Genomic DNA, 19,908 nt, shown 5'->3' with positions numbered 1-19,908 from the left:
TCGGGACGACAGGATTTGAACCTGCGACCCCTTGACCCCCAGTCAAGTGCGCTACCAAGCTGCGCCACGTCCCGATGCGCGTCGCGCGGGTGAACCGCGTGATCACGCAGGTCAACCCTACCGCATGGGGAACCGTCCCCCGGCCCGTGCCGACAGTCGTTCCGGGCGCCGGGTCCAGCCGGCGAGACCCACCGCCGAGACGGCGACGGCGAGGACGGCCCACCAGGGCAGGTCCGCCTTGGTCGCGTGGCCGGCGCAGGCCGCCACGGCCAGGAGTGCCGTGACGGCGCCTCCGGGCAGCCCGGTCCGCCGGGCGGGTCGTCGCCCCGTCTCGTCCACGTCCTGTTCCCCCTTCACCCACGCAGTCGCATGCCTTCGGGCATCTCAACTCCCGGGCATATGCCGCAAACAATACGCCAATCGGTGGGAACTCCCGACCAGGGCATAGGGGTTGAGACGGACACCGGGAGCTCTGTCAGTGGGCGCCCAGCAGCGTCCTGCTCGTCCCGCCCTCGGCCGTTTGACGCGACCCGCGCACGGCGGCCAGGCCGATGAACACCATGGAGCTCACGCCCGCCAGCGCGAAGGCCGTGAAACCCCAGTCCCCCTCGCCCGCGGCGAGCAGCTGCCCGCCCAGCCACGGCCCGAAGACGGCGCCGAAGCGGCCCATGCCGGAGGTCCAGCCGACGGCGGTGGCGCGGCTGTCGGGGGCCGACCGGATGGAGACGGTCGCGTAGATCATCGTCTGGGCGCTGTTGAGGAAGACGCCGGTGAGGAAGACCACCGTGAAGGTGAGGGCGAGCGGCATGTGGACGCTGAGCAGGAAGACGCCGGCGGCGGTCAGCGCGAACCAGATCGCCGAGATGCGCGGAGCGCCGAATCGGTCGGAGGCGCGGCCCGCCACCAGCATGCCGACGATGCCGCCGAGGTTGAACAGGACCACGAAGGTGAGGGCGGAGCCGAGTTCGTAGCCCTCGCTGCGCATCAGGGTGGGCAGCCAGGTGGCGACGCCGTAGACGAGGAGCAGGCCGCCGAAGGACGCCACCCAGTAGAGGAGGGTCTGGATCCATTCGCCGCCGCGGAACAGGCCCGCCAGAGAGGTCCAGCGGGAGGGGGCGGGTGCGTCCGCGCCGGTCTTCGCCGAGGGCAGCTCGACGTCGTAGCGGCTCGCCAGGGCGCGTGCTTCGTCGGTGCGGCCGTGGGCGAGCAGGAAGCCGAGCGATTCGGGCAGCAGCCTGGCGAGTACCGGCACGAAGAGCAGCGGGAGGACGCAGATCCAGAACGCGGCGCGCCAGCCGAGCGGTTCGACGACCCACAGGGCCACGTAGGCGGAGAGGATGCCGCCGGCGTGGTGGGCGGTCATCAGCAGGCCGATGGTGAGGGCGCCGCGGCCGCGGGGAGCGTAGTCGGAGACCATGCTGATCGCGGTGGGCAGCAGACCGCCGAGGCCGACGCCGGCCAGGGTGCGGCCGAGGCCGAAGAGCGTGACGCCGTTCGCGAGTGCGCACAGGCCGGAGGCGAGCGAGAAGAGCGTCACGCAGCCGACCATCAGCTTCTTGCGGCCGATCCGGTCGGCGACCGTGCCCGCGGTGAGCGCGCCGACCAGCATGCCGAAGGTGGCGTAGCTGCCGAGGTCACCGGCCTGGCCGGAGGTGATGCCGAGGGCCCGCTCCTCCAGCATGTGGGGCAGCACCGAGCCGTAGATGAACATGTCGAGGCCGTCGAAGAGGACGGCCAGCCAGCACAGGGCCACCGCCAGGAGGGCGAGTTTGCTGCCGCGTACGGCCAGGGAGGGGGAGGACGACATCGTTGGCTACCTCTCGTGCGTGAGTGCGCTCGACGCTAAGGACCCACCCCGAGAGAGTCAACAGTTTTGTCAACAATCTCATCGACAGTGGTCTCCGCCTGCCGATGTCCGGGGTGGGTCGCGCTCCGCTCAGGCCACCGGCGGGGTCCCGTGCGTGTGGAAGGACTCGATGGTCCGCAGACCCCAGGCCTGGCCCCGGGAGCGTTCCGCCTCGGTCCAGGTGATCAGCGGCCAATCGGGGGCCAGGACCAGGCGGGTGAGCGGATTGCACAGTTCGACGCGGTTGCCGCCCGGCTCGTAGACGTACAGGAAGAACGTCTGCTGGATGGCGTGCTTGTGCGGGCCCGTCTCGATGAACACGCCCGTGTCGATGGCGAGATCGGCGGCGCGCAGGATGTCCTCGCGGGTGTCGGTGGCGAAGGCGATGTGGTGCAGACGCCCCGACGAGCCGGTCCAGTCCTCGGTGTAGACGACGTCGTACGACTTGTCGGTGAAGGTCAGCCAGCGGGCGGCGATCCGGCCGCTGTCGAGGCGGATCTGCTCGGTCGGCCGGGCCCCGAGGACCTGTTGCTGGAACTCGGCGTTGGCGAGGACGTCGGCGGCGAGGAAGTTGACGTGGTCCAGCCGCCGCACCCCGACGCCTCGGTTGGGCTTGGCCTGCGGCTGGTTCTTCAGGGCGGGCTTCAGCTCGTCGGGGGCCCGGTAGTGCTCGCTCTCCCAGTAGAGGGCGTGTTCGTGGCCGTCCGGGTCGGTGGTGACGTAGAGCTTGCCGAGGCCGGGTTCGTCCTCGGTCCAGCGGCCGGAGCCGCCGGCCTCCTCGACCGCCCGCACCCTGCGGTGCAGGGCCTCCTCGCCGGCGGTGCGCAGGGCGAGCCGGCCGAGGCCGGGCCGGTCGCGGGCGGTGAGGACGAGGCTGTGGTGCTCGTAGTCGTCGTACGTCCGCAGATAGACCGTGCCGCCGTCCCGGCCGCTGACGGTGAGACCGAGGTAGTCGGTGAAGAAGGCGACGCTGGCGTCCAGGTCGGGGGTGAAGAGCTGGGTGTGGCCGATGTGGGCGATGTCGCCCAGGGGTGGGGTCATCGGGGGTCCTTGAGGGGTCGGTCGGGGCCGGGGAAGACCGTGCCGTCGAAGATCTTGCGGGCGGTGCGCACCACGGCCGTGCGGCGGGCCACGGGCCTGCCCCCGGCGTCGGTGCCGATGCCGCTCTCGATGTCCAGGTGACCGGTGGGGTGTTCGATGCGCACCCGGTCGCTTCCGGCGGGCGGCCGGGCGAGGTCCGCGCCGACACTGCCCTCGATGCGCAGTCCGGCGGCGACACCGGCCGCCCCGAGGACGCCGATCGAGGTGTGGCAGCGCGCGGGGATGAAGGTGCGGGTGCTGACCGTCCCGCCATGCCTGGGCGGGGCCAGCAGGGTCAGTTTGGGCACGGTCGTGTTCGAGACGTCCCCCAGTCCCATGAGGCGGCCCGCCTTCAGCCGGAGCGCGTGCAGCCGGTCGGTGAGGGTGGTGTTCTCCTCCAGGTCCGCGGGTGCCTCGTAGCCGGTGACGCCGAGGGAGGAGGCCGCGATCAGTACGGTCGGCATGCCGTTGTCGACGCAGGTGACGGGGACGCCGTCGATGTCGTCCCGGGCCTGGCCGGTCGGCAGCAACTCCCCGTCGCCCGGCGGGAATTCGATGGTCACGGCGGCGGCGGTGCCGGGCACGCCCGCGATCCGGGTGTCTCCGGCGTAGTCGACCCGGCCACCGGGGGTCGGGAAGGTCGCCGTCGCGAGATCACCCGAGTTGACCATGCGGATGCGGACGGCGGTCCGCTCCTCCCCCGCCGGGACCAGCCCGCGCTCCACGGCGAACGGGCCGACTCCGGCCAGGATGTTCCCGCAGTTCTGACGGCTGCTCACCTCGGGCCGGTCGACGGCGACTTGGAGGAACAGGTAGTCGACATCGGCACGCGGGTCGGTGGACGGTGACACCACCGCGACCTTGCTGGTGAGCGGGTGGCCGCCGCCCAGTCCGTCGATCTGCCGCGGGTCGGGGCCGCCCATGACGCGCAGCAGGAGCGCGTCCCGGGCGTCCGGGTCCGCCGGCAGGTCCTCGGCGAGGAAGTAGGCCCCCTTGGAGGTGCCGCCGCGCATCAGCATGCAGCGCGGGGTCACGACCGCTCCCCGTCCCTCGCGTGTTCCTCGTACGACGTGTAGGTCACGCCGAGCTGCGCGAGCTTGCCGCGCAACCCGTAGCGGTCCAGGCCCAGTTGGCCGTCGAGGAACGCGGCGCGGGTGGCCGCCTCCTTGCGTTCGCGGGCCTCGGAGGCCTCGGCGGCGCGCCGGGCCTGTTCGCGGGGGACGACCACGACACCGTCGTCGTCGGCGAGGATCACGTCGCCGGGGCGGATCACCTGGCCGCCGATCGCGACCGGCACGTTGACCGAGCCTCCGGTCGCCTTGACCGTGCCCTGGGCGGACACGGCGGCGGCCCAGGCGGGGAAGCCCAGCGCGCGCAGTTCGGCCGTGTCGCGGATCCCGGCGTTGATGACCAGGCCGCGCACGCCGCGCCGGTGGAGCGCGGTGGCGAACAGTTCGCCGAACATGCCGTCGGTGGAGGGCGAGGTGGTGGTGACCACCAGGACGTCCCCGGGGCCGCACTGCTCCACGGCGGCGTGGATCATGAGGTTGTCGCCGGGCCAGCTGAGCACCGTCACGGCGGTGCCCGCGATCCGGGTGTCCTGCTGGATCGCGCGCAGTCCCGGGCCGAGCAGGCCCGTGCGGCCCATGGCCTCGTGGACGGTGGCGACACCGTGGCCGGCGAGGGCCTCGACGTCCTCGGCGGACGCCTTCGGCGGACCGGTGACGATCACGCCGCTCATGCCAGCTCCTTCGCGATCTGCGGGTAGGGGCGCATGTACGCCTCGGCCATGGTCGTGTGGGGCAGGCCGAGGTTGGGCCCGGCGTTGCGCTTGAGCTGGACTCCGCGGCGGACGGCGAGGTCGGTGTAGTAGTCCCACAGGTGGCGCTGGGCGGCGAGGCACTCCATGGCCGTGCGCTTGGTCTCCCACACCTCGGTGATGTCGAGCAGCACCTCGGGGCGGAAGCCGCTCATCTCGGGCTGGTGCGGCTCGAAGTAGAAGACCGGAGGGGCGCCGATGATCTCGCCCGGCCCCGGGTAGCCGATGGCCTGGGCGAGCACCCTGGCCTCCAGGGCCATGCGGTTGGCGGCCGGATGGTCGCCGTTGTACGGGTCGTCGACGGGGTGGGTGAGCACGACGTCGGGCTGGACGTCCCGGTAGACCTCGACGAGTCGGTCGGTCAGCTCGGGGGTGGCGAGGAGCGGGTAGTCGCCGGCGTCGAAGAAGCGGACCTCCGCGCCGAGGGTGGCGGCGGCCCGCTCGGCCTCCTCGCGGCGTATGGCCTTGATCTCCTCCAGCTTCTTCCCCTCGCGCCAGGCCTTGGCGGACTCGCCGCGCTCGCCGAAGGTCAGGCACGCGATGGTGACCTGCTCGCCGCGGGCGGTGGCCTGGGCGATGGCGCCGCCCGCCCGCCACACGAAGTCGCCCGCGTGTGCGGTGACGACGAGGGTGGACCGTGGTCGGGTGCCGGCGGGCGCGTTGCCGTGGGTCATGCCGTGTCTCCTTGCTGAACAGGTGAGGCGCCCGCCTCGCGCGTGTGCGTCAGTCGCGCAGCGCCTCGATCACACTGCCGAGGTGGGCGCGGACGACCGTCTCGGCCGCCTGCGGGTCCCTGGCCTCGATCGTCTCGATCATGGCCAGATGCTCCTTCAAGGATTGCTGGGGGCGCCCGGGCCGCAGCGCCAGCTGGAAGCGGTGGCGCACCAGTTGGGCGTTGAGCCGCTCCAGCAGCTCCACGGCGGTCCGCTGGCCGGAGAACTCCCGGATACGGGCGTGCAGTTCGTGGTTGAGGTCCGAGTAGGTGACCGGTTCGCCGTCGGCCACGGCCTTGGTCATCGCCGTGCCGAGGGTGGTGAGTTCGGCCAGTTGCTCGTCGCTCGCCGCCACGGCCGCCTTCGCCGCACAGAGCCCTTCCAGGACCATGCGGCACTCGGTGATGGCGACCGCCTCCTCCACGGTCACCACCCGGACCCGCGAACCGCGGTTGCGGATCCGCTCGACCAGGCCCTGTGCCTCCAGATCGATCAGTGCCGCCCGGATGCTGGCCCTCGTCACACCGAACTGCTCGGCGAGTTCGTTCTCCACCAGCCGCTGCGCCGGTGCCATCTCGCCGTGCAGGATCGCCTGCCGCAGCTGCGCGAGCGCGTGCTGCTTGGCCTGCTCCCCGGTGCTCGGACGGGCTTCGTTCGGCATGTGCCCTCCCTGAATGAGTGCCTGTCGAACGTAAATCTAGCCAAACACTATTGTCAACAATTTTGTTCGCCGTATTGGCGTGGATGTGGGCATCGGGGTGGCAACGCCCGTGGGCTCCCGCGGAGTCGGAGCGGCTCGTCCGCGGATCGGAGCGTCGTGCCTTGCGGAGCCGGAGCGGTCCGTCCGCGGAATCGGAGCGACGAAGTGTCCGCCCGGCCCGGTCGGCGCCCCACACTCTGTCCAGGCCGCTCCCCCGCTCACCAGGTCTAGGGTCGGCGCATGACGCACAGCTTCGTACTCCACATCCCCGACGCCGAGCTCGAACCCGAGCCCCTCGCGCCCGCGCAGATCGTCTCCGGGACACCCGAGGTGACCGGGAAGGTGGTCTGGGAGTCGGAGGACGGCCGTCAGGTCCGGGGCGTCTGGCAGATCACGCCCGGTGTGGTCACCGACACCGAGGCCGACGAACTGTTCGTGGTGATCAGCGGTTCGGCGACGATCGAGGTCGAGGGCGGGCCGACGCTCACGGTCGGGCCCGGCGACATGGCCGTCCTGCGCGAGGGCGACCGTACGACGTGGACGGTGCACGAGACCCTGCGCAAGGCGTACGCGATCACCCTCTGAGTGAGGTGCGCGATCAGGGCGCCGGGGCCGACGATCCCCGGATCTCCAGGGTGGGCGTGGCCAGTTGGACCCGGCCCGCCCCGCCGGCGCCCTCGAAGCGCTTCAAGAGGCACTGGGCCGCGCGGCGGCCGACCTCGTGGCTGGAGTTGTCGACCGACGTGAGCCACACGTGCCGCAGCCGGGCGATGCTCGTGTTGTCGTAGCCGACGACGGACAGGTCGCGCGGCACGCGCAGCCCGAGCTCCTCGGCCGCCGAGAGCACGCCGATGGCCGCGATGTCGTTGACGGCGAAGACGGCCGTGGGCCGGTCGGGGCGGCTGAGCAGCCGGACGGTCGTGCGGTAGCCGCCCTCCTCGGTCATGTCGCTCGGCTCGACCAGCACCTGGTCCGCGAGACCGTGCCGGCGCATCGTCGCCTCGAAGCTCCGGCGGCGCAGCTCGCCCACCGCTCCGTAGCCCGCGATGTGTGCGATACGGCGGTGCCCGAGGCCGATCAGGTGCTCGGCGGCCAGCAGGGCGCCCCGCTCGTCGTCGCCCGCCACGACGTCGACCCCCGGTGGGGCCGGTTCGCGGGTGCCGGACAGCACGACCGGGATCCGCTCGGCCACCTGGCCGAGGGCCGCCGGGTCGGGCAGCGTGCCGACCACGACCAGACCGTCGACCCGCAGGTCCAGCAGCGGATCGGCCGGGTCCTGACCGGTGCGGCGGTTGAGGCGGGCGTCGGCCAGCAACATGCGGAGGCCACCCGCGTGCAGCAGGGAGTTCAGACCGTCGAGGAGGTCCACGAACCAGGGGTTGCGCAGGTCGTTCAGGAGGACGCCGACCGTGCGGGTGCGCTGCTCGCTGAGGCTGCGGGCGGCGGCGTTGGGCCGGTAGCCGAGCTCCCGGGCGGCGCGGAGCACGGCGTCCCGCTTCTCTGGGCGCACCTGGTCGGAGCCGCGCAGCACGAGAGAGACCAGCGACTTGGAGACGCCGGCCCGTTCGGCCACGTCCCGGATCGTCGGCGCTCTCATGGGATGGACCGTTCCATGCGACGCCACGGCTTGTCAAAGGGTTGACAGCGTCGGCGAACCCCACCCAGGGTGGCCTGAACAGGTTCTGGAACGGTCCAAAGAGGGGCTCTCATGGTGGACACGCTCGGCGTCGCCGTCATCGGATTCGGCTGGATGGGGCGGGTGCACACCCAGGCGTACGCGCGTGTGCGGCACCACTATCCGCGGCTCCCCCTCGTCCCGGAGCTCGTGACGGTCGCGGAGGAGGTGCCGGGCCGGGCGGAGGAGGCCGCCGCGCAGTTCGGGTTCGCCTCGACGACGCGGGACTGGCGCGAGGTGGCCTCCGACCCACGCGTGCGGGCGGTCAGCATCACCGCGCCGAACTTCCTGCACCGCGAGATCGGTGTCGCGATGGCCGAGGCGGGCAAGCACATCTGGATCGAGAAGCCGGTGGGCCTGACCGCCGAGGACGCGGGGGCGGTCGCGGACGCGGTCGCCCAGGCCGGTGTGCAGGGCGCCGTGGGCTTCAACTACCGCAACGCACCCGCCGTGGAGGCCGCCCGCGAGCTGATCACCTCCGGGGAGATCGGCACGGTCACCCATGTCCGCGTCCGGCTGTTCAGCGACTACGCGGCCCACCCCGAGGGCGCGCTGACCTGGCGCTACGAGCGGGAGCGGGGCGGCAGCGGGGTGCTGGGCGACCTGGCGTCGCACGGCGTGGACCTGGCCCGTCATCTGCTCGGCGACATCACGTCCCTGACTGCCGACACGGCGATCTTCCTCCCGGAGCGGGCCCGTCCCACCGGCGCCACGGCGGGCCACAGCCGCGCCGCCGGAGGCGAACTCGGCCCTGTCGAGAACGAGGACTACGTCAGCTGCCTGCTGCGCTTCGCCTCCGGGGCGCGCGGCGTCCTGGAGGCCTGCCGGGTCTCGGTCGGCGAGCAGAACAACTACGGCTTCGAGGTGCACGGCACCAAGGGCGCCGTGTTCTGGGACTTCCGCCGCATGAACGAGCTCGGCATCAGCCGGGGCACCACGTACCAGGACCAGTCCGTCACCACCGTCCATGTCGGCCCGGGCCACGGGGAGTTCGCGGCGTTCCAGCCGGGCGCCGCGAACGCCATGGGGTACGACGACCTGAAGGTCATCGAGGCGTACCGCTTCCTCAGGTCGGTCGCCGAGGGCACGCCGCACGGAGCGACGCTCACGGACGCCGTGCACAGTGCGGCCGCGCTGGACGCGATGGCGCGGTCGGCGCAGAGCGGGAGCTGGGCGGAGGTGACGGGGCGGAAGTGACCCCCCACCCCGCCGGGCCCGGACTCGGGCGCCGGCTCGGGCTCGGACTCAGGCCCGGGCTCGGACTCAGGCCCGTGCCCAACCTCGGGCCCGTGCCCGTGCCAGGCCTCGGGCCCGGGCGCGATTCCCGCCCTCAGCCCGGGCGGTGCAGCCTTCGGCCCAGGTAGACCTTCACCGGCACGAGGGCGAGCCACATCCACATGATTCTCGGGCCCGTCACCAGGACCAGCGGGACGGTGGCGAGGAAGACCACCACCGACGTGGCGCTGTCGAGGAGGTACAGCGTGGTCGCCGCCTCGGAGGGCCTGTCGTGGCGCAGCCAGGGGCGCCTCGCCAGGACGGCGGCCACCGCGAGGTGGCAGGCGCCCAGAGCGGCGACGGCGCCCGCGTAGACGGCGACCGACACGGACTGCGCGCCGTACTCGGCGAGCAGCCGGGTCGGGAACGGCACCAGGGCGGCGACGCCGAGGCCGACCATCGAGATGCCGATCACCTGGCCGTCGATCTCCCGGACGTCCTGGAAGATCCGCCGGTGGTCACGCCAGAAACTCCCCAGCACCGCGACGCTCAGCGCGTACGCCCCGAGGTCCGGGAGCAGCTCGCCCAGGGCCCGGCGGTAGGCGGCGGGGTCGAGCTCCCGGGGCACCGAGAGATCCAGGACGAGCAGGGTGATGGCGATGGCGAACACGCCGTCGACCAGGGTCACCAACCGCTCGGGGCCGCCGTCCGGGCGCGAGGTCCACATGCGCCCGACGGTAGGGGCCGGCACGCGGCTCCTCCCGGACCCACGCCCCGCATCGCCCTCGGATCACACGGCCGCCTGCGGGGGCATGTTGTACGGCGTCACCACCTGGATCGCCGACGGCAGGGTCGGCCCCGCCGGCGGCAGCGCGTCGTGGGCGCGCATCACGGTGTGGCAGGCCTCGCGCACGTCCTGGCGCAGGTCGTGGTGGAGCACGGCGGACAGCCGGTGCTCGCGCAGCAGACGGGTGTTGTCGTGGTCGAGGTCGTGCGCGACGAACACCGCGCACTCGCGCCCGAGATCGTCGAAGGCCCGCAGCGTGGCGATGTTGCCACCGCCGATCGAGTACACCGCGCGGATGCCGGGGTCGCGTTCCAGAGCGGCCCGGACGAGGTCGTACTGGGTGGCGTCCAGCCCCTGTCCCTCGGCGATCTCGACCAGTGTGCGCTCGGGGTGCCGGGCGCGCATGGCGCTGCGGAAGCCCATCTCACGCTCCTCCTCGTTGCGGAAGAAGCCGCTGCTGAGGCTGGTCAGGATGTTGCCCGGGCGCTCCCCCAGCCACTGGCCCATCAGGTACGCCGCCGTCGCGCCCGCGGCCCGGTCGTCTATGCCGACGTAGGCGAGGCGGGCGCTGGCCGGCAGGTCGGTCACCAGGGTCACGACCGGCACCCCGGCGGCTTCGAGCCGGCCGACCGCGGCGGTGACCTCGGGGACGTCCGGGGCCTTGAGGATCACGCCCTGCGAGCCGCGCCGGGCGATCCGGTCCAGGATCCGTACGAGTTCCCCGGCCGGGCCGGTCTCGCGGAAGTGGAAGCGGGAGCGCAGCACCGCCGGACGCAGCGACGGCAGCTCGGCCTCCAGGGCGGCGCGGATCGCCGTGGTGAACCGCTCGGGTGCCTGCATCACGATGTCGACCATGAACGTGCGGCCGACGAGCCGCACCTGGGTGCGCTGCCGGTCGAGATCGGCGATGGCCTGGCGGACCTCCCGTGCGGTGCTCTCGCGCACGCCTCCCCTGCCGTTCAGCACCCGGTCGACGGTCGCCTCGCTCAGGCCCGCCTGACGTGCGATCTCCCGGATCGGGAACGGGTGGCCCATGCGCCGGCTCCTTGAGGGGTTTTTGATGGCTCGCTGCTGGTTGTTCGAGGGGTTTGTACTGACAAGAATGACAGGGCTGCGTCGCTCCGTGACCCCGAAGGGACGACGATGTCCTTCACTTCCGTCCACCACCGTTCCTGGCTGTCCGAACAGGACTGCGATCTCGACGCGTTCCGCGCGCTGGTCGAGCAGGCCACCGATCCCGCCGACTATCCGCACGCCTCCGCCGTGGAGCGGAACGTGCTCGTCTACGACTGCGGTCTGCTCGAGGGCGACCGGGTGGTCCAGGCCGAGCTGGTGCGGGCGCTCGCCGACGGGCCCGGCATCGTGGTCTTCCGCGGCGCCTTTCCCGACCCCCGGGTCGTGGACCGGGCCACCGACGTGTTCGAGGCGCTGATCGCCGAGCAGCGCGCCTCGGGTGCGGCGGCCGGTGACCACTTCGCCAGACCGGGCGCCAACGACCGGGTGTGGAACGCGCTGGAGAAGGCGGCCCTCTACGACCCGGAGGCGTTCGCCGACTATTACGCGAACGACATCCTGGCCTTGGTGGCCACCGCCTGGCTCGGCCCCGGCTACCAGGTCACCTCCCAGCTCAACGTGGTCAACCCGGGTGGCGCCGCCCAGACCGCGCACCGCGACTACCACCTGGGCTTCCTGTCGAACGAGGTCGCCGCCGCCTACCCGGCGCAGGTGCACCGCCTCTCCCCCGTACTGACGCTCCAGGGCGCGGTCGCGCACTGCGACATGCCCGTGGAGTCCGGGCCGACGATGTACCTTCCGCACTCGCAGAAGTACGAGCCGGGCTATCTCGCCTGGCGGCTCCCGGAGTTCCGGGCGTACTTCGACGCGCACCAGGTGCAGTTGCCGCTCGCCAAGGGCGACGCCGTGTTCTTCAACCCGGCCCTCTTCCACGCGGCCGGCACCAACCGCTCCGCTGACATCCGACGCATGGCCAACCTGCTGCAGGTGTCGTCCGCGTTCGGGCGTGCGATGGAGACGGTGGACCGGGAGGCGGTGGCCAACGCGGTGTACCCGGTCCTCCTCGAGCGCAAGGCGGCAGGCGCCGACCAGGCGTGGCTGGACAACGTGGTCGCGGCGAGCGCCGAGGGCTACCCCTTCCCCACCAACCTCGACAGCGACCCGCCGGTCGACGGCCTGGCCCCGCCCTCGCAGGCGGACCTGGTGCGGCGGGCGCTGCGCGAGGCATGGACGCCCCAGGCGCTCCGAGCGGAGCTGCGGGCCGGCGCCGAACGGCGAGAGAGCTGAGGAATTCGATGGGACTTCTCGACGACAAGGTCGTCCTGGTCAACGGCGGCAGCCAGGGGGTCGGCGCGGCCATCGCGCGGGCCGCGGTCCGCGAGGGGGCGGTCGTGGCCGTCACCGGGCGGCGCCCGGAGCCCGGCGAGGCGCTGGTGGAGGAGCTGACCGCCGCCGGCGGCAAGGCCCTGTACGTCCGGGCGGATCTGTCGGACGCCGAGCAGGCCAAGGCCTCCGTGGCCCGGGTCGTCCGGACGTACGGCCGGGTCGACTGCCTCGTGAACTCCGCCGGTCTGACGTCCCGGGGAACGCTGCTGGACACCACGCCCGAGCTGTTCGACCAGCACATCGGGATCAACCTCAAGGGGCCGTTCTTCGCGATGCAGGCGGCGGTGGCGGACATGGTGGGGCGCGAGGCGCCCGGCACGATCGTCAACATCATCACGTCGTCGGCGCACGGCGGGCAGCCGTTCCTCGCGCCCTATGTCGCCGCCAAGGCCGGGCTGATCGGCCTGACCCGCAACGCCGCGCACGCGCATCGGTGGGACCGGGTCCGGATCAACGGCCTGAACATCGGCTGGACCGCGACGGAAGGCGAGGACGCCACGCAGAAGGCCTTCCACGGGGCCGGGGACGACTGGCGTGACGAAGCCGCCGCGAAGCTGCCCATGGGCAAGCTCGGCCAGCCGGACGAGATCGCCGACTTCGTGGTCTTCCTGCTGTCGGATCGCTCCGGGGTGGTCACCGGGTCGGTCATCGACTGGGACCAGAACGTCCTCGGTGGACTGGACTGACAACTCTCCGCAAGACACCCGCACCCTCTCTAGGAGCAACACCCCCATGCGTATCGGAATCCTCGGCCTCGGCCGCATCGGCGCCTTCCATGCCGAGACCCTCTCCGGACTCGACGCCGTCGACTCCCTCGTCCTCACCGACCCGTTCGCGGACGCCGCCAAGGCCGCCGCCGAGCGGTTCGGAGCCGAGGTCGTGGACTCGCCGGAGGCCCTGCTGGCCGCCGGTGTGGACGGCATCGTCGTCGCGGCCGCCACGGACGCCCACCCGGCGCTGATCCTGGCCGGGGTCGAGGCCGGCGTCCCCGTCTTCTGTGAGAAGCCCGTCGCCAGGACCATGGCCGAGGGTGTCGAGGTGCTCAAGGCCGTCGCCGGCCGGGACGTGCCGATCCAGATCGGCTACAACCGCCGTTTCGACGCCGGGTTCGTGGGCGCCCGCGCCGCCGTGCGGAGCGGTGAGCTCGGCAAGCTGCACACGGTCCGCTCCACCACGCTCGACCCGGCGCCCCCGCCGGCCGCCTACATCGCCTCCTCCGGCGGCATCTTCCGCGACTGCTCGGTGCACGACTTCGACATCATCCGCTGGGTGACCGGCCGCGAGGTGACCGAGGTCTACGCCGTCGGCGGCAACCGCGGCGCGCACTTCATCAAGGAGGCCGGCGACGCCGACACCACCGGCGCGATCCTCACCCTCGACGACGGCACCATCGCGGTGGTGTCCAACTCCCGCCACAACGCCCGCGGCTACGACGTCCGCATGGAGATCCACGGCTTCCAGGACTCCATCGCCGTCGGCCTGGAGGACAAGTTGCCGCTGCGCTCGGTCGAGCCCGGGGTGACCTTCCCGGCGGGCACCCCGCACGACTTCTTCATGGACCGCTTCACCGACGCCTACCGCGCCGAACTGACCGCGTTCACCGAGGTCGTCGCCGGCACCCGCCCCTCCCCCTGCACGATCGAGGACGCCCTGGAGGCGGGCTGGATCGCCGACGCGTGCACCCTGTCCCTGCGGGAGCACCGGCCGGTGACGATCGAGGAGGTACGGGCGGTCTGACGTACCGCGTGGCGCGGTGGGGCGGGCCGGGCCCCCCGCGTCTCCACTCCGATGTGGGCCTGCCACAGGCGTGGAAGTCGGCGGGCAACAGGTCCAGCAGGGATCAGCGGCCGCAGTGTGGTGAAAGAAGACGGCTCACGCACCCCGCCAGACGTTGGCGAACGCCGCGTTCTCGACGGCCCGTCGCCGGCGGACGGCGTCCAGCTCCGTCACGGCGCCGACCACTGCGGCGAACACGGTCTGGGCGGCGCCGTGGGGCACGGCGAGGTCCTCGGGCACGTCGTCGCGCGCTCCGACAGCGGCCGCGAGTGTGGTGAGCACGGGCTCGTCGGCCGCCCGGCGGTCCCTGGCGCGCTGCCGGGCGGGAGAGCTGACCGGCGTCGGCCCGGCGGCGCCGCGGAAGGGGAGCCAGGAGGCGCGGGGCCGTGCGACCAGCCCCTCCTCGGTCAGGACGGTCAGGTACCGCTCGGCCAGTCCGCGGCCCCTGCGCCACAGCCAGTCCTCGACCGTCTCGTAGGGCTTGTCACGCACCAGCCCGGCCGCGGCCTGTTCGAGCAGAGGGTCGTCGAGGGGCGGCGTGAGGCGGGGGACGATGCGGTCGTCGTCCAGCGCCACCGCTTCGACGGCGAGGAGGTCGAACACCTCGGCCCCGGCCAGCCCGAGCGACAGGTCACCCTGCGTCACCGGCCGGCTCGTCGCCCCGTCCACCGCCACGATCATCAGGTCGCGTGCCGTGCCCATCACCGCTCCCCTCTACGCCTGTGTTTACGCTACACGCGGCAAGGGGCCGGGGCTGTGTCCCGCGCCCCTGTCACGCGTACAGCGCCGGACGCCCCACCAGCTCGACCTCCACCCGGCCGCCTTCCTCCAGGGCCCGCACTCCCGCCTCGCACACCGCCGCCGCGGCGTAGCCGTCCCAGGTGCTCGGGCCGGTGACCTCGCCGCGGCGGGTGGCGTCGATCCAGGTCTGGATCTCGTGGTCGTAGGCCGTCTCGAAGCGTTCGGTCCAGTCCTGGGCGATGGTGCCGCCCCAGCGGCCGGCCATGTTGGTGACCAAGGCGTGGCCGTCGCCGATGCGGGCGGTGCCGCGTTCGCAGACCACCTCGGCCTGGACCTGGTAGCCGAAGCCGCAGTTGACGAAGATCTCGACGTCGCTGAGGGCGCCGCCGTCGGTCTCGAAGACCACGAACTGGGGGTCCTGGAGGGCGTCCGGGGCGCTGGCCGAAGGGGTGGGGCGCAGCACCGTGACGGCTGTGATCTCGTGGCCCAGCAGCCAGCGCGTCGCGTCGGCCTCGTGGGCGACGGAGTCGCTGATCAGCATGGAGCTGGTGAAGAAGGGCGGACTGGCGACGTTGCGGTGCCGGTTGTGCAGCATGAGCGGACGGCCCAGCTGACCCGTCGTCAGCAGGGCCTTCAGCTTCGCGTACTCGGGGTCGTAGCGGCGCATGAAGCCGACCTGGACCCGGCGGTGGCCGAGGCGCTGTTCGGCTTCGAGGACGCGCAGCGCGGACGCCGCGTCGGGGGTGAGCGGCTTCTCGCACAGGACGGGCAGATCGTGCTCGAAGGCGGCGAGGAGGGTGGCCTCGTGGGCCGGGCCCGGGGAGGCGATCAGGACGGCGTCCACGCCGGCCGCCGTCATCGCGGCAGCCGGGTCGGTGTAGGCGGTGCAGCCCTCGACACGGGCGGCGACGGCCTTCGCGCGCTCCGCGTCGACGTCCACGACGGCCGTCACCCGTGCTCCGCTGGTGACTTCGTGGATGCGGCGCACATGGTCGGCGCCCATCCTTCCGGTACCGATGACCGCGACTCCCAGAGGGGCACGCTCCGTCATGGCCGTCCTTTCGGGTCGTCAGGCGCCGCAGGACCTCAGGAACTTACGGGTGCGCACCGCGATCGGCAGCGGCTTGTCCGGCTCACAGGGGTACATGTCCTGCTCGACGATGGCGAAGAGGTCCACGCCCAGCTTCTGGGCGGCCGTCAGGACGGGGCCCAGCTCCGGTACACCGGCGGGCGGTTCGCACATCACACCGCGCGCGACGGCCGGGCCGAAGGGGACCTCGTTCTTGACGACGTCGGCGAGGATCTCCGGGTCGACCTGCTTGAGGTGCAGATAGCCGATGCGCTCGCCGTACGTCTCGATCAGCTTGACGCTGTCGCCGCCGCAGTAGGCGTAGTGCCCGGTGTCCAGGCAGAGGTTGACCGCGTCGGAGTCGGTCGAGTCGAGGAACTGCTCGACGTGCGCCTCGGTGTCGATGTGGGTGTCGGCGTGCGGGTGGACGACGATGTCCAGGCCGTACGTGTCCTTCACCTCGCGGCCCAGGCGCTCCATGCCCGTGGTGAGGTGGCGCCACTGCTCGGTGGTGAGCTCCGGCGCCTCCAGGATCTCCGCGGTCTTGTCGTCGCGCCAGAAGGACGGGATGACGACCAGGTGCTTGGCATCCATGGCCTGGGTGAGGGCGGCGACCCGGCTGACCTGCTCCCAGGTGGAGTCCCACTCGGAGGGGCCGCGGTGCAGTCCGCAGAAGATGGTGCCGGCGGAGACCTTCAGGTTCCGCTTGGTCACCTCGTCGGTGAGCCGGGCCGGGTCGGTCGGCAGGTAGCCGTACGGACCGAGTTCTATCCAGGAGTAGCCGGCCTCGGTGACCTCGTCGAGGAAGCGTTCCCAGGGCACCTGCTGGGGGTCGTCGGGGAACCAGACGCCCCAGGAGTCGGGGGCGGAGCCGACCCGGATGCGGTCGAGCGCGTGGGCCATGTCAGGACTTTCCTTCCGAGGACGTGGCTACGGGAGCGGTGAGGTCCCCCTCTTCGGGGAGCCCTTCGACGTCGACGCCGCGGACCTGCGCCAACTCGTGCTTGAGGGAGGCCAGTTCGGTTCCGCCGGCCATGTGGTTGGTCAGCTCTTCGAGGCTGACCTCGCTGCGGGAGGCGGACAGTTCCATGGTGCCGAGGCGCAGCACGCTGAAGTGGTCGCCGACCATGTAGGCGTGGTGCGGGTTGTGGGTGATGAAGATGACGCCGAGACCCTTCTCGCGGGCGGCGGCGATGTACTTCAGCACCACGCCGGACTGCTTGACGCCGAGTGCGGCGGTCGGCTCGTCCAGGATGAGGACCCGGGCGCCGAAGTAGACGGCGCGGGCGATGGCGACGCACTGGCGCTGGCCGCCGGAGAGCGTGCCGATGGGCTGCTCCATGTCGTCCAGGACGATGCCCATGTTGCGCAGTTCCTCGTCCGCGGTCCTCTTCATCGTCTCGATGTCGAGGCGGCGCACGGGCCAGGGGCCCTTGGTCATCTCGGAGCCGAGGAAGAAGTTGCGCCACACCGGCATCAGCGGGACGACCGCGAGGTCCTGGTAGACCGTGGCGATGCCCTTGTCGAGGGCCTCGCGCGGGGTGGAGAAGCGCACCGGTTCGCCGTCGACGAGGAACTCGCCCTCGGTGTGCTGGTGCAGTCCCGAGATGATCTTGATGAGGGTGGACTTGCCGGCGCCGTTGTCGCCGAGGACGCAGGTCACCCTGCCGGGGTGGACTTCGAGGCTCACGCCGTGCAGGGCACGGATGTTGCCGTAGGACTTGCCGGCGTCGCGCAGTTCCACCAGGGGACGCTCGTCGGCGGGCGGGGTGTCCTTCAGGACGGCACCGTGGGTGCCCGTTTCTTTGCTGGTCATCGCGGTCACCTCCGGGTCGCCGTGCGCTGGACCCACAGATTGATGAGAACGGCGCCGAGGAGCATCACGCCGAGGAAGGCCTTGAACCAGTCGGGGTTCCAGCCGGCGTAGACGATGCCCTGCTGCACCATGCCGAACATGAAGGCGCCGAAGACGGGGCCGATCGCGGAGCCGTAGCCACCGGTGAGCAGACAGCCGCCGATGACGGCCGCGGCGATGTAGATGAGCTCCTGGCCCACGCCCTCACCGGACTGCACGGTGTTGAACGAGAACAGTTGGTGCATGCCGACGAACCAGGCGCCGAAACCGACCAGCATGAAGAGGGAGATCTTGGTGAAGGTCACCGGGACACCGACGGCTCGCGCGGAGTACTTGTTGCCGCCGACCGCGAAGATCCAGTTGCCGTACTTGGTGCGCAGCAGCACCCAGGTCGCCAGGGCCGCGAAGACCAGCCACCACACCACGGTGATCTTGACGTTGACCCCGCCGACGGTGAAGGTCGAGGCGAAGATCTTCTGCGCCTGCGTGAAGCCGTCCATGTCGCTGATGTCGTCGGTGGCCACGTTGCCCGTGACCAGCTTGGTGATCGCGAGGTTCACGCCCTGGAGGATCAGGAAGGTGCCGAGCGTGACCAGGAAGCTCGGCAACCCGGTCTTCACCAGCAGCCAGCCGTTGAACGCGCCGATCGCGAGCGACACGAGCAGGGCGACGATCACGCCGACCCAGACGTTCATGGTCAGCTGGTAGCTGAGCATCGACGCGGTCAGCGCCGAGGTGATCACGGCGACGCCGGCGGACAGGTCGAACTCGCCGCCGATCATCAGCAGGGCCACGGGCAGCGCCATGATCCCGATGGTCGACGACTGGTACAGGATGTTCGCCATCGAGCTGCCGTCGCGCACCGGCGGTGCGGCGAACAGGAAGAACACGAGCACCGCGACGGCGCCGAGGAAGACACCGACCTCGGGCCGGGCGAGCAGCCGCAGCGCCAGCGGGCGCTGCCGCGTCCGGCCGTCGGACTGCTTGCGGCCGGGGGCCGGCGGTGTGTCCACCGCCGGCTCGGCGTGCTGGGTCATGCTCATCACCGGGTGCCCTTCGCGGCGAACTCCCCGATCTTGTCGACGTTGGACTTGTCGACGAAGGCCGGACCGGTCAGCACGGGCTGCTCACCGCCACCGCTGTAGTTGCCGTTGTTCTTGTAGAGCCACAGGCCGTCGACGGCCAGGTAACCCTGGAGGTAGGGCTGCTGGTCCACCGCGAACTGGATGTCGCCGCTCTTGACGGCCTTGATGAGGTCCTTGTTGAGGTCGAAGGTGGCGACCTTCGCCTTGCTGCCGGCGTCGCCGATCGACTGCACGGCGGTCAGCGCGAAGGGCGCGCCGAGCGTGACGACGTAGTCGATGGACGGGTCCTGCTTCAGCTTGGCGGTGATCGTCGACTTCACGGACGGCATGTCGGTGCCGTTGACGTTCTGGGTGTCGAGCTTGCCGTCGAAGGTCTTCTCCACCCCGTCGCAGCGCTGGGTGAGGCCCACGTTGCCCTGCTCCTGCACGACGCACAGGGCGTGCTTGGCGCCGACCTCGTTGAGCTTCTTGCCGAAGGCCTCGCCCGCGACGGACTCGTCCTGGCCGAAGAACTCCAGCAGGTTGAGGTTCTTCCAGTCGCTCAGGCCGGAGTTGAGGCCGACGACGGGTATGCCGGACTTCTCGGCCTTGCCTATGACGCCCTTGAGCGCGTCCGGCTTGGCGAGGGTGACGGCGATGCCGTCGACCTTCTGGTCGATCGCGTTCTGGACCAGGTTGGCCTGGTTGCCCGCGTTCGGGTCGGCGGAGTAGACGAGCTTGATGTTGTCCTTGGCGGCAGCGGCCTCGGCGCCCTTGCGGACGGTGTCCCAGAAGGTGTCGCCGGGCGCCTGGTGCGTGACCAGGGCGACGGTCATGCGCGGCGTGGTCGCCTTGCCCGCCGAGGCGTCCGCGGCGCCTTCCTCGGACTTCTTGCCTCCGGAACTGCTGGAGCAGCCGGCGAGGGTCAGGGCCGCTGCCGCGGCCACGGCGACGACGGGCGCGAACCTGCGAGAGCGGGGGTGAGAAGAGCGGTCCATCTTTCCTGGCACCTCACTGTGCTACTGCGGGGGAAAGGAGGGGATCACGAAGGGATCCGTGGTCCCGGAGCCTTACGGAGTCCGGATCATGATGCCGCAAACCGACTGTTGCGATGGCACGGGATACAAGTCCCTGCCGCGCCCGCTGTCAATAATTTGTCAAGACATCA

21 protein-coding genes and 1 tRNA gene are annotated in these 19,908 nt (G+C 71.4%); 5 read left to right on the top strand and 17 right to left on the bottom strand.

All coding sequences use genetic code 11. The annotated features are described in order from the left end of the window. The 8 genes from QOL88_RS34490 to QOL88_RS34455 all read right to left on the bottom strand — a co-directional run bounded on the left by QOL88_RS34490 (window position 1) and on the right by QOL88_RS34455 (window position 6,119). Window positions 1-74: transfer RNA gene (locus tag QOL88_RS34490), tRNA-Pro, on the bottom strand. A 43-nt stretch (window positions 75-117) separates the two neighbouring features. After that, window positions 118-339 (bottom strand): hypothetical protein, encoded by a 222-nt coding sequence (locus QOL88_RS34485; protein WP_143668912.1) that lies wholly within the window; start codon window positions 337-339, stop codon window positions 118-120. 136 nt (window positions 340-475) lie between these two features. Further along, window positions 476-1,807: an MFS transporter gene (locus QOL88_RS34480; protein WP_097222149.1), complete on the bottom strand. Its 1,332-nt coding sequence runs from the start codon at window positions 1,805-1,807 to the stop codon at window positions 476-478. 129 nt (window positions 1,808-1,936) lie between these two features. Beyond that, window positions 1,937-2,887 (bottom strand): catechol 2,3-dioxygenase, encoded by a 951-nt coding sequence (locus QOL88_RS34475; RefSeq protein ID WP_097222148.1) that lies wholly within the window; start codon window positions 2,885-2,887, stop codon window positions 1,937-1,939. Next, complete coding sequence (locus tag QOL88_RS34470; RefSeq protein WP_097223310.1) at window positions 2,884-3,945, bottom strand: 4-oxalomesaconate tautomerase; 1,062 nt, start codon at window positions 3,943-3,945, stop codon at window positions 2,884-2,886. Before QOL88_RS34470 ends, QOL88_RS34475 begins: the two co-directional genes overlap by 4 nt. A gap of 11 nt (window positions 3,946-3,956) precedes the next feature. After that, window positions 3,957-4,667 carry a 4-carboxy-4-hydroxy-2-oxoadipate aldolase/oxaloacetate decarboxylase gene (locus tag QOL88_RS34465; RefSeq protein WP_097222147.1) on the bottom strand — a complete coding sequence of 237 codons (711 nt, stop codon included), beginning with the start codon at window positions 4,665-4,667 and terminating at the stop codon, window positions 3,957-3,959. Beyond that, complete coding sequence (locus QOL88_RS34460; RefSeq protein WP_097222146.1) at window positions 4,664-5,419, bottom strand: PIG-L deacetylase family protein; 756 nt, start codon at window positions 5,417-5,419, stop codon at window positions 4,664-4,666. Before QOL88_RS34460 ends, QOL88_RS34465 begins: the two co-directional genes overlap by 4 nt. Window positions 5,420-5,468: 49 nt before the next feature. Continuing rightward, window positions 5,469-6,119 carry a GntR family transcriptional regulator gene (locus QOL88_RS34455; RefSeq protein WP_097222145.1) on the bottom strand — a complete coding sequence of 217 codons (651 nt, stop codon included), beginning with the start codon at window positions 6,117-6,119 and terminating at the stop codon, window positions 5,469-5,471. Between the two features lie 279 nt (window positions 6,120-6,398). On the opposite strand from QOL88_RS34455, the gene QOL88_RS34450 reads away from it, so the two are divergent. Beyond that, window positions 6,399-6,743, top strand: a complete 345-nt coding sequence (locus QOL88_RS34450) for a cupin domain-containing protein (protein WP_097222144.1) — start codon at window positions 6,399-6,401, stop codon at window positions 6,741-6,743. 13 nt (window positions 6,744-6,756) lie between these two features. Here QOL88_RS34450 and QOL88_RS34445 read toward each other — a convergent pair whose 3' ends face one another. Then, window positions 6,757-7,755, bottom strand: a complete 999-nt coding sequence (locus QOL88_RS34445) for a LacI family DNA-binding transcriptional regulator (protein WP_097222143.1) — start codon at window positions 7,753-7,755, stop codon at window positions 6,757-6,759. Between the two features lie 111 nt (window positions 7,756-7,866). Here QOL88_RS34445 and QOL88_RS34440 point away from each other — a divergent pair, with 111 nt between their 5' ends. Then, complete coding sequence (locus QOL88_RS34440; protein ID WP_097222142.1) at window positions 7,867-9,030, top strand: Gfo/Idh/MocA family protein; 1,164 nt, start codon at window positions 7,867-7,869, stop codon at window positions 9,028-9,030. A 133-nt stretch (window positions 9,031-9,163) separates the two neighbouring features. Here QOL88_RS34440 and QOL88_RS34435 read toward each other — a convergent pair whose 3' ends face one another. Next, window positions 9,164-9,775, bottom strand: a complete 612-nt coding sequence (locus QOL88_RS34435; RefSeq protein ID WP_097222141.1) for a TMEM175 family protein — start codon at window positions 9,773-9,775, stop codon at window positions 9,164-9,166. 63 nt (window positions 9,776-9,838) lie between these two features. Further along, window positions 9,839-10,870: a LacI family DNA-binding transcriptional regulator gene (locus QOL88_RS34430; protein ID WP_097222140.1), complete on the bottom strand. Its 1,032-nt coding sequence runs from the start codon at window positions 10,868-10,870 to the stop codon at window positions 9,839-9,841. 108 nt (window positions 10,871-10,978) lie between these two features. Between QOL88_RS34430 and QOL88_RS34425 the strand changes: the two genes are divergently transcribed. Genes QOL88_RS34425 through QOL88_RS34415 form a run of 3 tightly spaced genes read left to right on the top strand, consistent with a single transcriptional unit; the run spans window position 10,979 to window position 13,972 of the window. Continuing rightward, window positions 10,979-12,136: a phytanoyl-CoA dioxygenase family protein gene (locus tag QOL88_RS34425; protein WP_097222139.1), complete on the top strand. Its 1,158-nt coding sequence runs from the start codon at window positions 10,979-10,981 to the stop codon at window positions 12,134-12,136. Between the two features lie 8 nt (window positions 12,137-12,144). After that, entirely contained in the window at window positions 12,145-12,921 is a 777-nt protein-coding gene (locus QOL88_RS34420; RefSeq protein WP_097222138.1) for an SDR family oxidoreductase, read from the top strand. 46 nt (window positions 12,922-12,967) lie between these two features. Beyond that, window positions 12,968-13,972 carry a Gfo/Idh/MocA family protein gene (locus QOL88_RS34415; protein WP_097222137.1) on the top strand — a complete coding sequence of 335 codons (1,005 nt, stop codon included), beginning with the start codon at window positions 12,968-12,970 and terminating at the stop codon, window positions 13,970-13,972. Window positions 13,973-14,107: 135 nt separating this feature from the next. Here the strand turns inward: QOL88_RS34415 and QOL88_RS34410 are convergent, their stop codons facing one another. From QOL88_RS34410 to QOL88_RS34385, 6 genes are all read right to left on the bottom strand, one after another. Then, a complete protein-coding gene (locus tag QOL88_RS34410; protein WP_097222136.1) occupies window positions 14,108-14,713 on the bottom strand; it encodes a GOLPH3/VPS74 family protein in 606 nt (201 codons plus the stop codon). A 70-nt stretch (window positions 14,714-14,783) separates the two neighbouring features. After that, window positions 14,784-15,803 (bottom strand): Gfo/Idh/MocA family protein, encoded by a 1,020-nt coding sequence (locus QOL88_RS34405; protein ID WP_097222135.1) that lies wholly within the window; start codon window positions 15,801-15,803, stop codon window positions 14,784-14,786. A gap of 18 nt (window positions 15,804-15,821) precedes the next feature. Then, a complete protein-coding gene (locus QOL88_RS34400; RefSeq protein ID WP_097222134.1) occupies window positions 15,822-16,724 on the bottom strand; it encodes a sugar phosphate isomerase/epimerase family protein in 903 nt (300 codons plus the stop codon). A 1-nt stretch (window position 16,725) separates the two neighbouring features. Next, entirely contained in the window at window positions 16,726-17,637 is a 912-nt protein-coding gene (locus tag QOL88_RS34395) for an ATP-binding cassette domain-containing protein (RefSeq protein ID WP_097223309.1), read from the bottom strand. A 5-nt stretch (window positions 17,638-17,642) separates the two neighbouring features. After that, the gene (locus tag QOL88_RS34390; RefSeq protein WP_097222133.1) at window positions 17,643-18,719 is read right to left on the bottom strand and encodes an ABC transporter permease; all 1,077 of its coding nucleotides are present in this window, start codon (window positions 18,717-18,719) and stop codon (window positions 17,643-17,645) included. Next, window positions 18,719-19,738, bottom strand: a complete 1,020-nt coding sequence (locus tag QOL88_RS34385; RefSeq protein ID WP_030840685.1) for a sugar ABC transporter substrate-binding protein — start codon at window positions 19,736-19,738, stop codon at window positions 18,719-18,721. The genes QOL88_RS34390 and QOL88_RS34385 overlap by 1 nt, the downstream gene beginning before the upstream one ends. Window positions 19,739-19,908 lie beyond the last annotated feature (170 nt).

It is taken from the genome of Streptomyces sp. Ag82_O1-12 (assembly GCF_900182715.1).
GTDB classification, from domain to species: Bacteria; Actinomycetota; Actinomycetes; order Streptomycetales; family Streptomycetaceae; genus Streptomyces; species Streptomyces massasporeus.
The sequence above is the reverse complement of the archived record's forward strand: the minus strand, read 5'-3'. Positions and strand labels throughout refer to the sequence as shown.

Excerpts from the sequence above, each read along its gene's own strand:
- QOL88_RS34475 (WP_097222148.1), bottom strand. The coding sequence starts at position 2,887 with ATGACCCCACCCCTGGGCGACATCGCCCACATCGGCCACACCCAGCTC.
- QOL88_RS34415 (WP_097222137.1), top strand. The coding sequence starts at position 12,968 with ATGCGTATCGGAATCCTCGGCCTCGGCCGCATCGGCGCCTTCCATGCC.
- QOL88_RS34385 (WP_030840685.1), bottom strand. The coding sequence starts at position 19,738 with ATGGACCGCTCTTCTCACCCCCGCTCTCGCAGGTTCGCGCCCGTCGTC.
- QOL88_RS34455 (WP_097222145.1), bottom strand. The coding sequence starts at position 6,119 with ATGCCGAACGAAGCCCGTCCGAGCACCGGGGAGCAGGCCAAGCAGCAC.
- QOL88_RS34445 (WP_097222143.1), bottom strand. The coding sequence starts at position 7,755 with ATGAGAGCGCCGACGATCCGGGACGTGGCCGAACGGGCCGGCGTCTCC.
- QOL88_RS34430 (WP_097222140.1), bottom strand. The coding sequence starts at position 10,870 with ATGGGCCACCCGTTCCCGATCCGGGAGATCGCACGTCAGGCGGGCCTG.
- QOL88_RS34425 (WP_097222139.1), top strand. The coding sequence starts at position 10,979 with ATGTCCTTCACTTCCGTCCACCACCGTTCCTGGCTGTCCGAACAGGAC.
- QOL88_RS34465 (WP_097222147.1), bottom strand. The coding sequence starts at position 4,667 with ATGAGCGGCGTGATCGTCACCGGTCCGCCGAAGGCGTCCGCCGAGGAC.
- QOL88_RS34395 (WP_097223309.1), bottom strand. The coding sequence starts at position 17,637 with ATGACCAGCAAAGAAACGGGCACCCACGGTGCCGTCCTGAAGGACACC.
- QOL88_RS34405 (WP_097222135.1), bottom strand. The coding sequence starts at position 15,803 with ATGACGGAGCGTGCCCCTCTGGGAGTCGCGGTCATCGGTACCGGAAGG.
- QOL88_RS34410 (WP_097222136.1), bottom strand. The coding sequence starts at position 14,713 with ATGGGCACGGCACGCGACCTGATGATCGTGGCGGTGGACGGGGCGACG.
- QOL88_RS34390 (WP_097222133.1), bottom strand. The coding sequence starts at position 18,719 with ATGAGCATGACCCAGCACGCCGAGCCGGCGGTGGACACACCGCCGGCC.
- QOL88_RS34480 (WP_097222149.1), bottom strand. The coding sequence starts at position 1,807 with ATGTCGTCCTCCCCCTCCCTGGCCGTACGCGGCAGCAAACTCGCCCTC.
- QOL88_RS34420 (WP_097222138.1), top strand. The coding sequence starts at position 12,145 with ATGGGACTTCTCGACGACAAGGTCGTCCTGGTCAACGGCGGCAGCCAG.
- QOL88_RS34470 (WP_097223310.1), bottom strand. The coding sequence starts at position 3,945 with ATGCTGATGCGCGGCGGCACCTCCAAGGGGGCCTACTTCCTCGCCGAG.
- QOL88_RS34400 (WP_097222134.1), bottom strand. The coding sequence starts at position 16,724 with ATGGCCCACGCGCTCGACCGCATCCGGGTCGGCTCCGCCCCCGACTCC.
- QOL88_RS34440 (WP_097222142.1), top strand. The coding sequence starts at position 7,867 with ATGGTGGACACGCTCGGCGTCGCCGTCATCGGATTCGGCTGGATGGGG.
- QOL88_RS34450 (WP_097222144.1), top strand. The coding sequence starts at position 6,399 with ATGACGCACAGCTTCGTACTCCACATCCCCGACGCCGAGCTCGAACCC.
- QOL88_RS34435 (WP_097222141.1), bottom strand. The coding sequence starts at position 9,775 with ATGTGGACCTCGCGCCCGGACGGCGGCCCCGAGCGGTTGGTGACCCTG.
- QOL88_RS34460 (WP_097222146.1), bottom strand. The coding sequence starts at position 5,419 with ATGACCCACGGCAACGCGCCCGCCGGCACCCGACCACGGTCCACCCTC.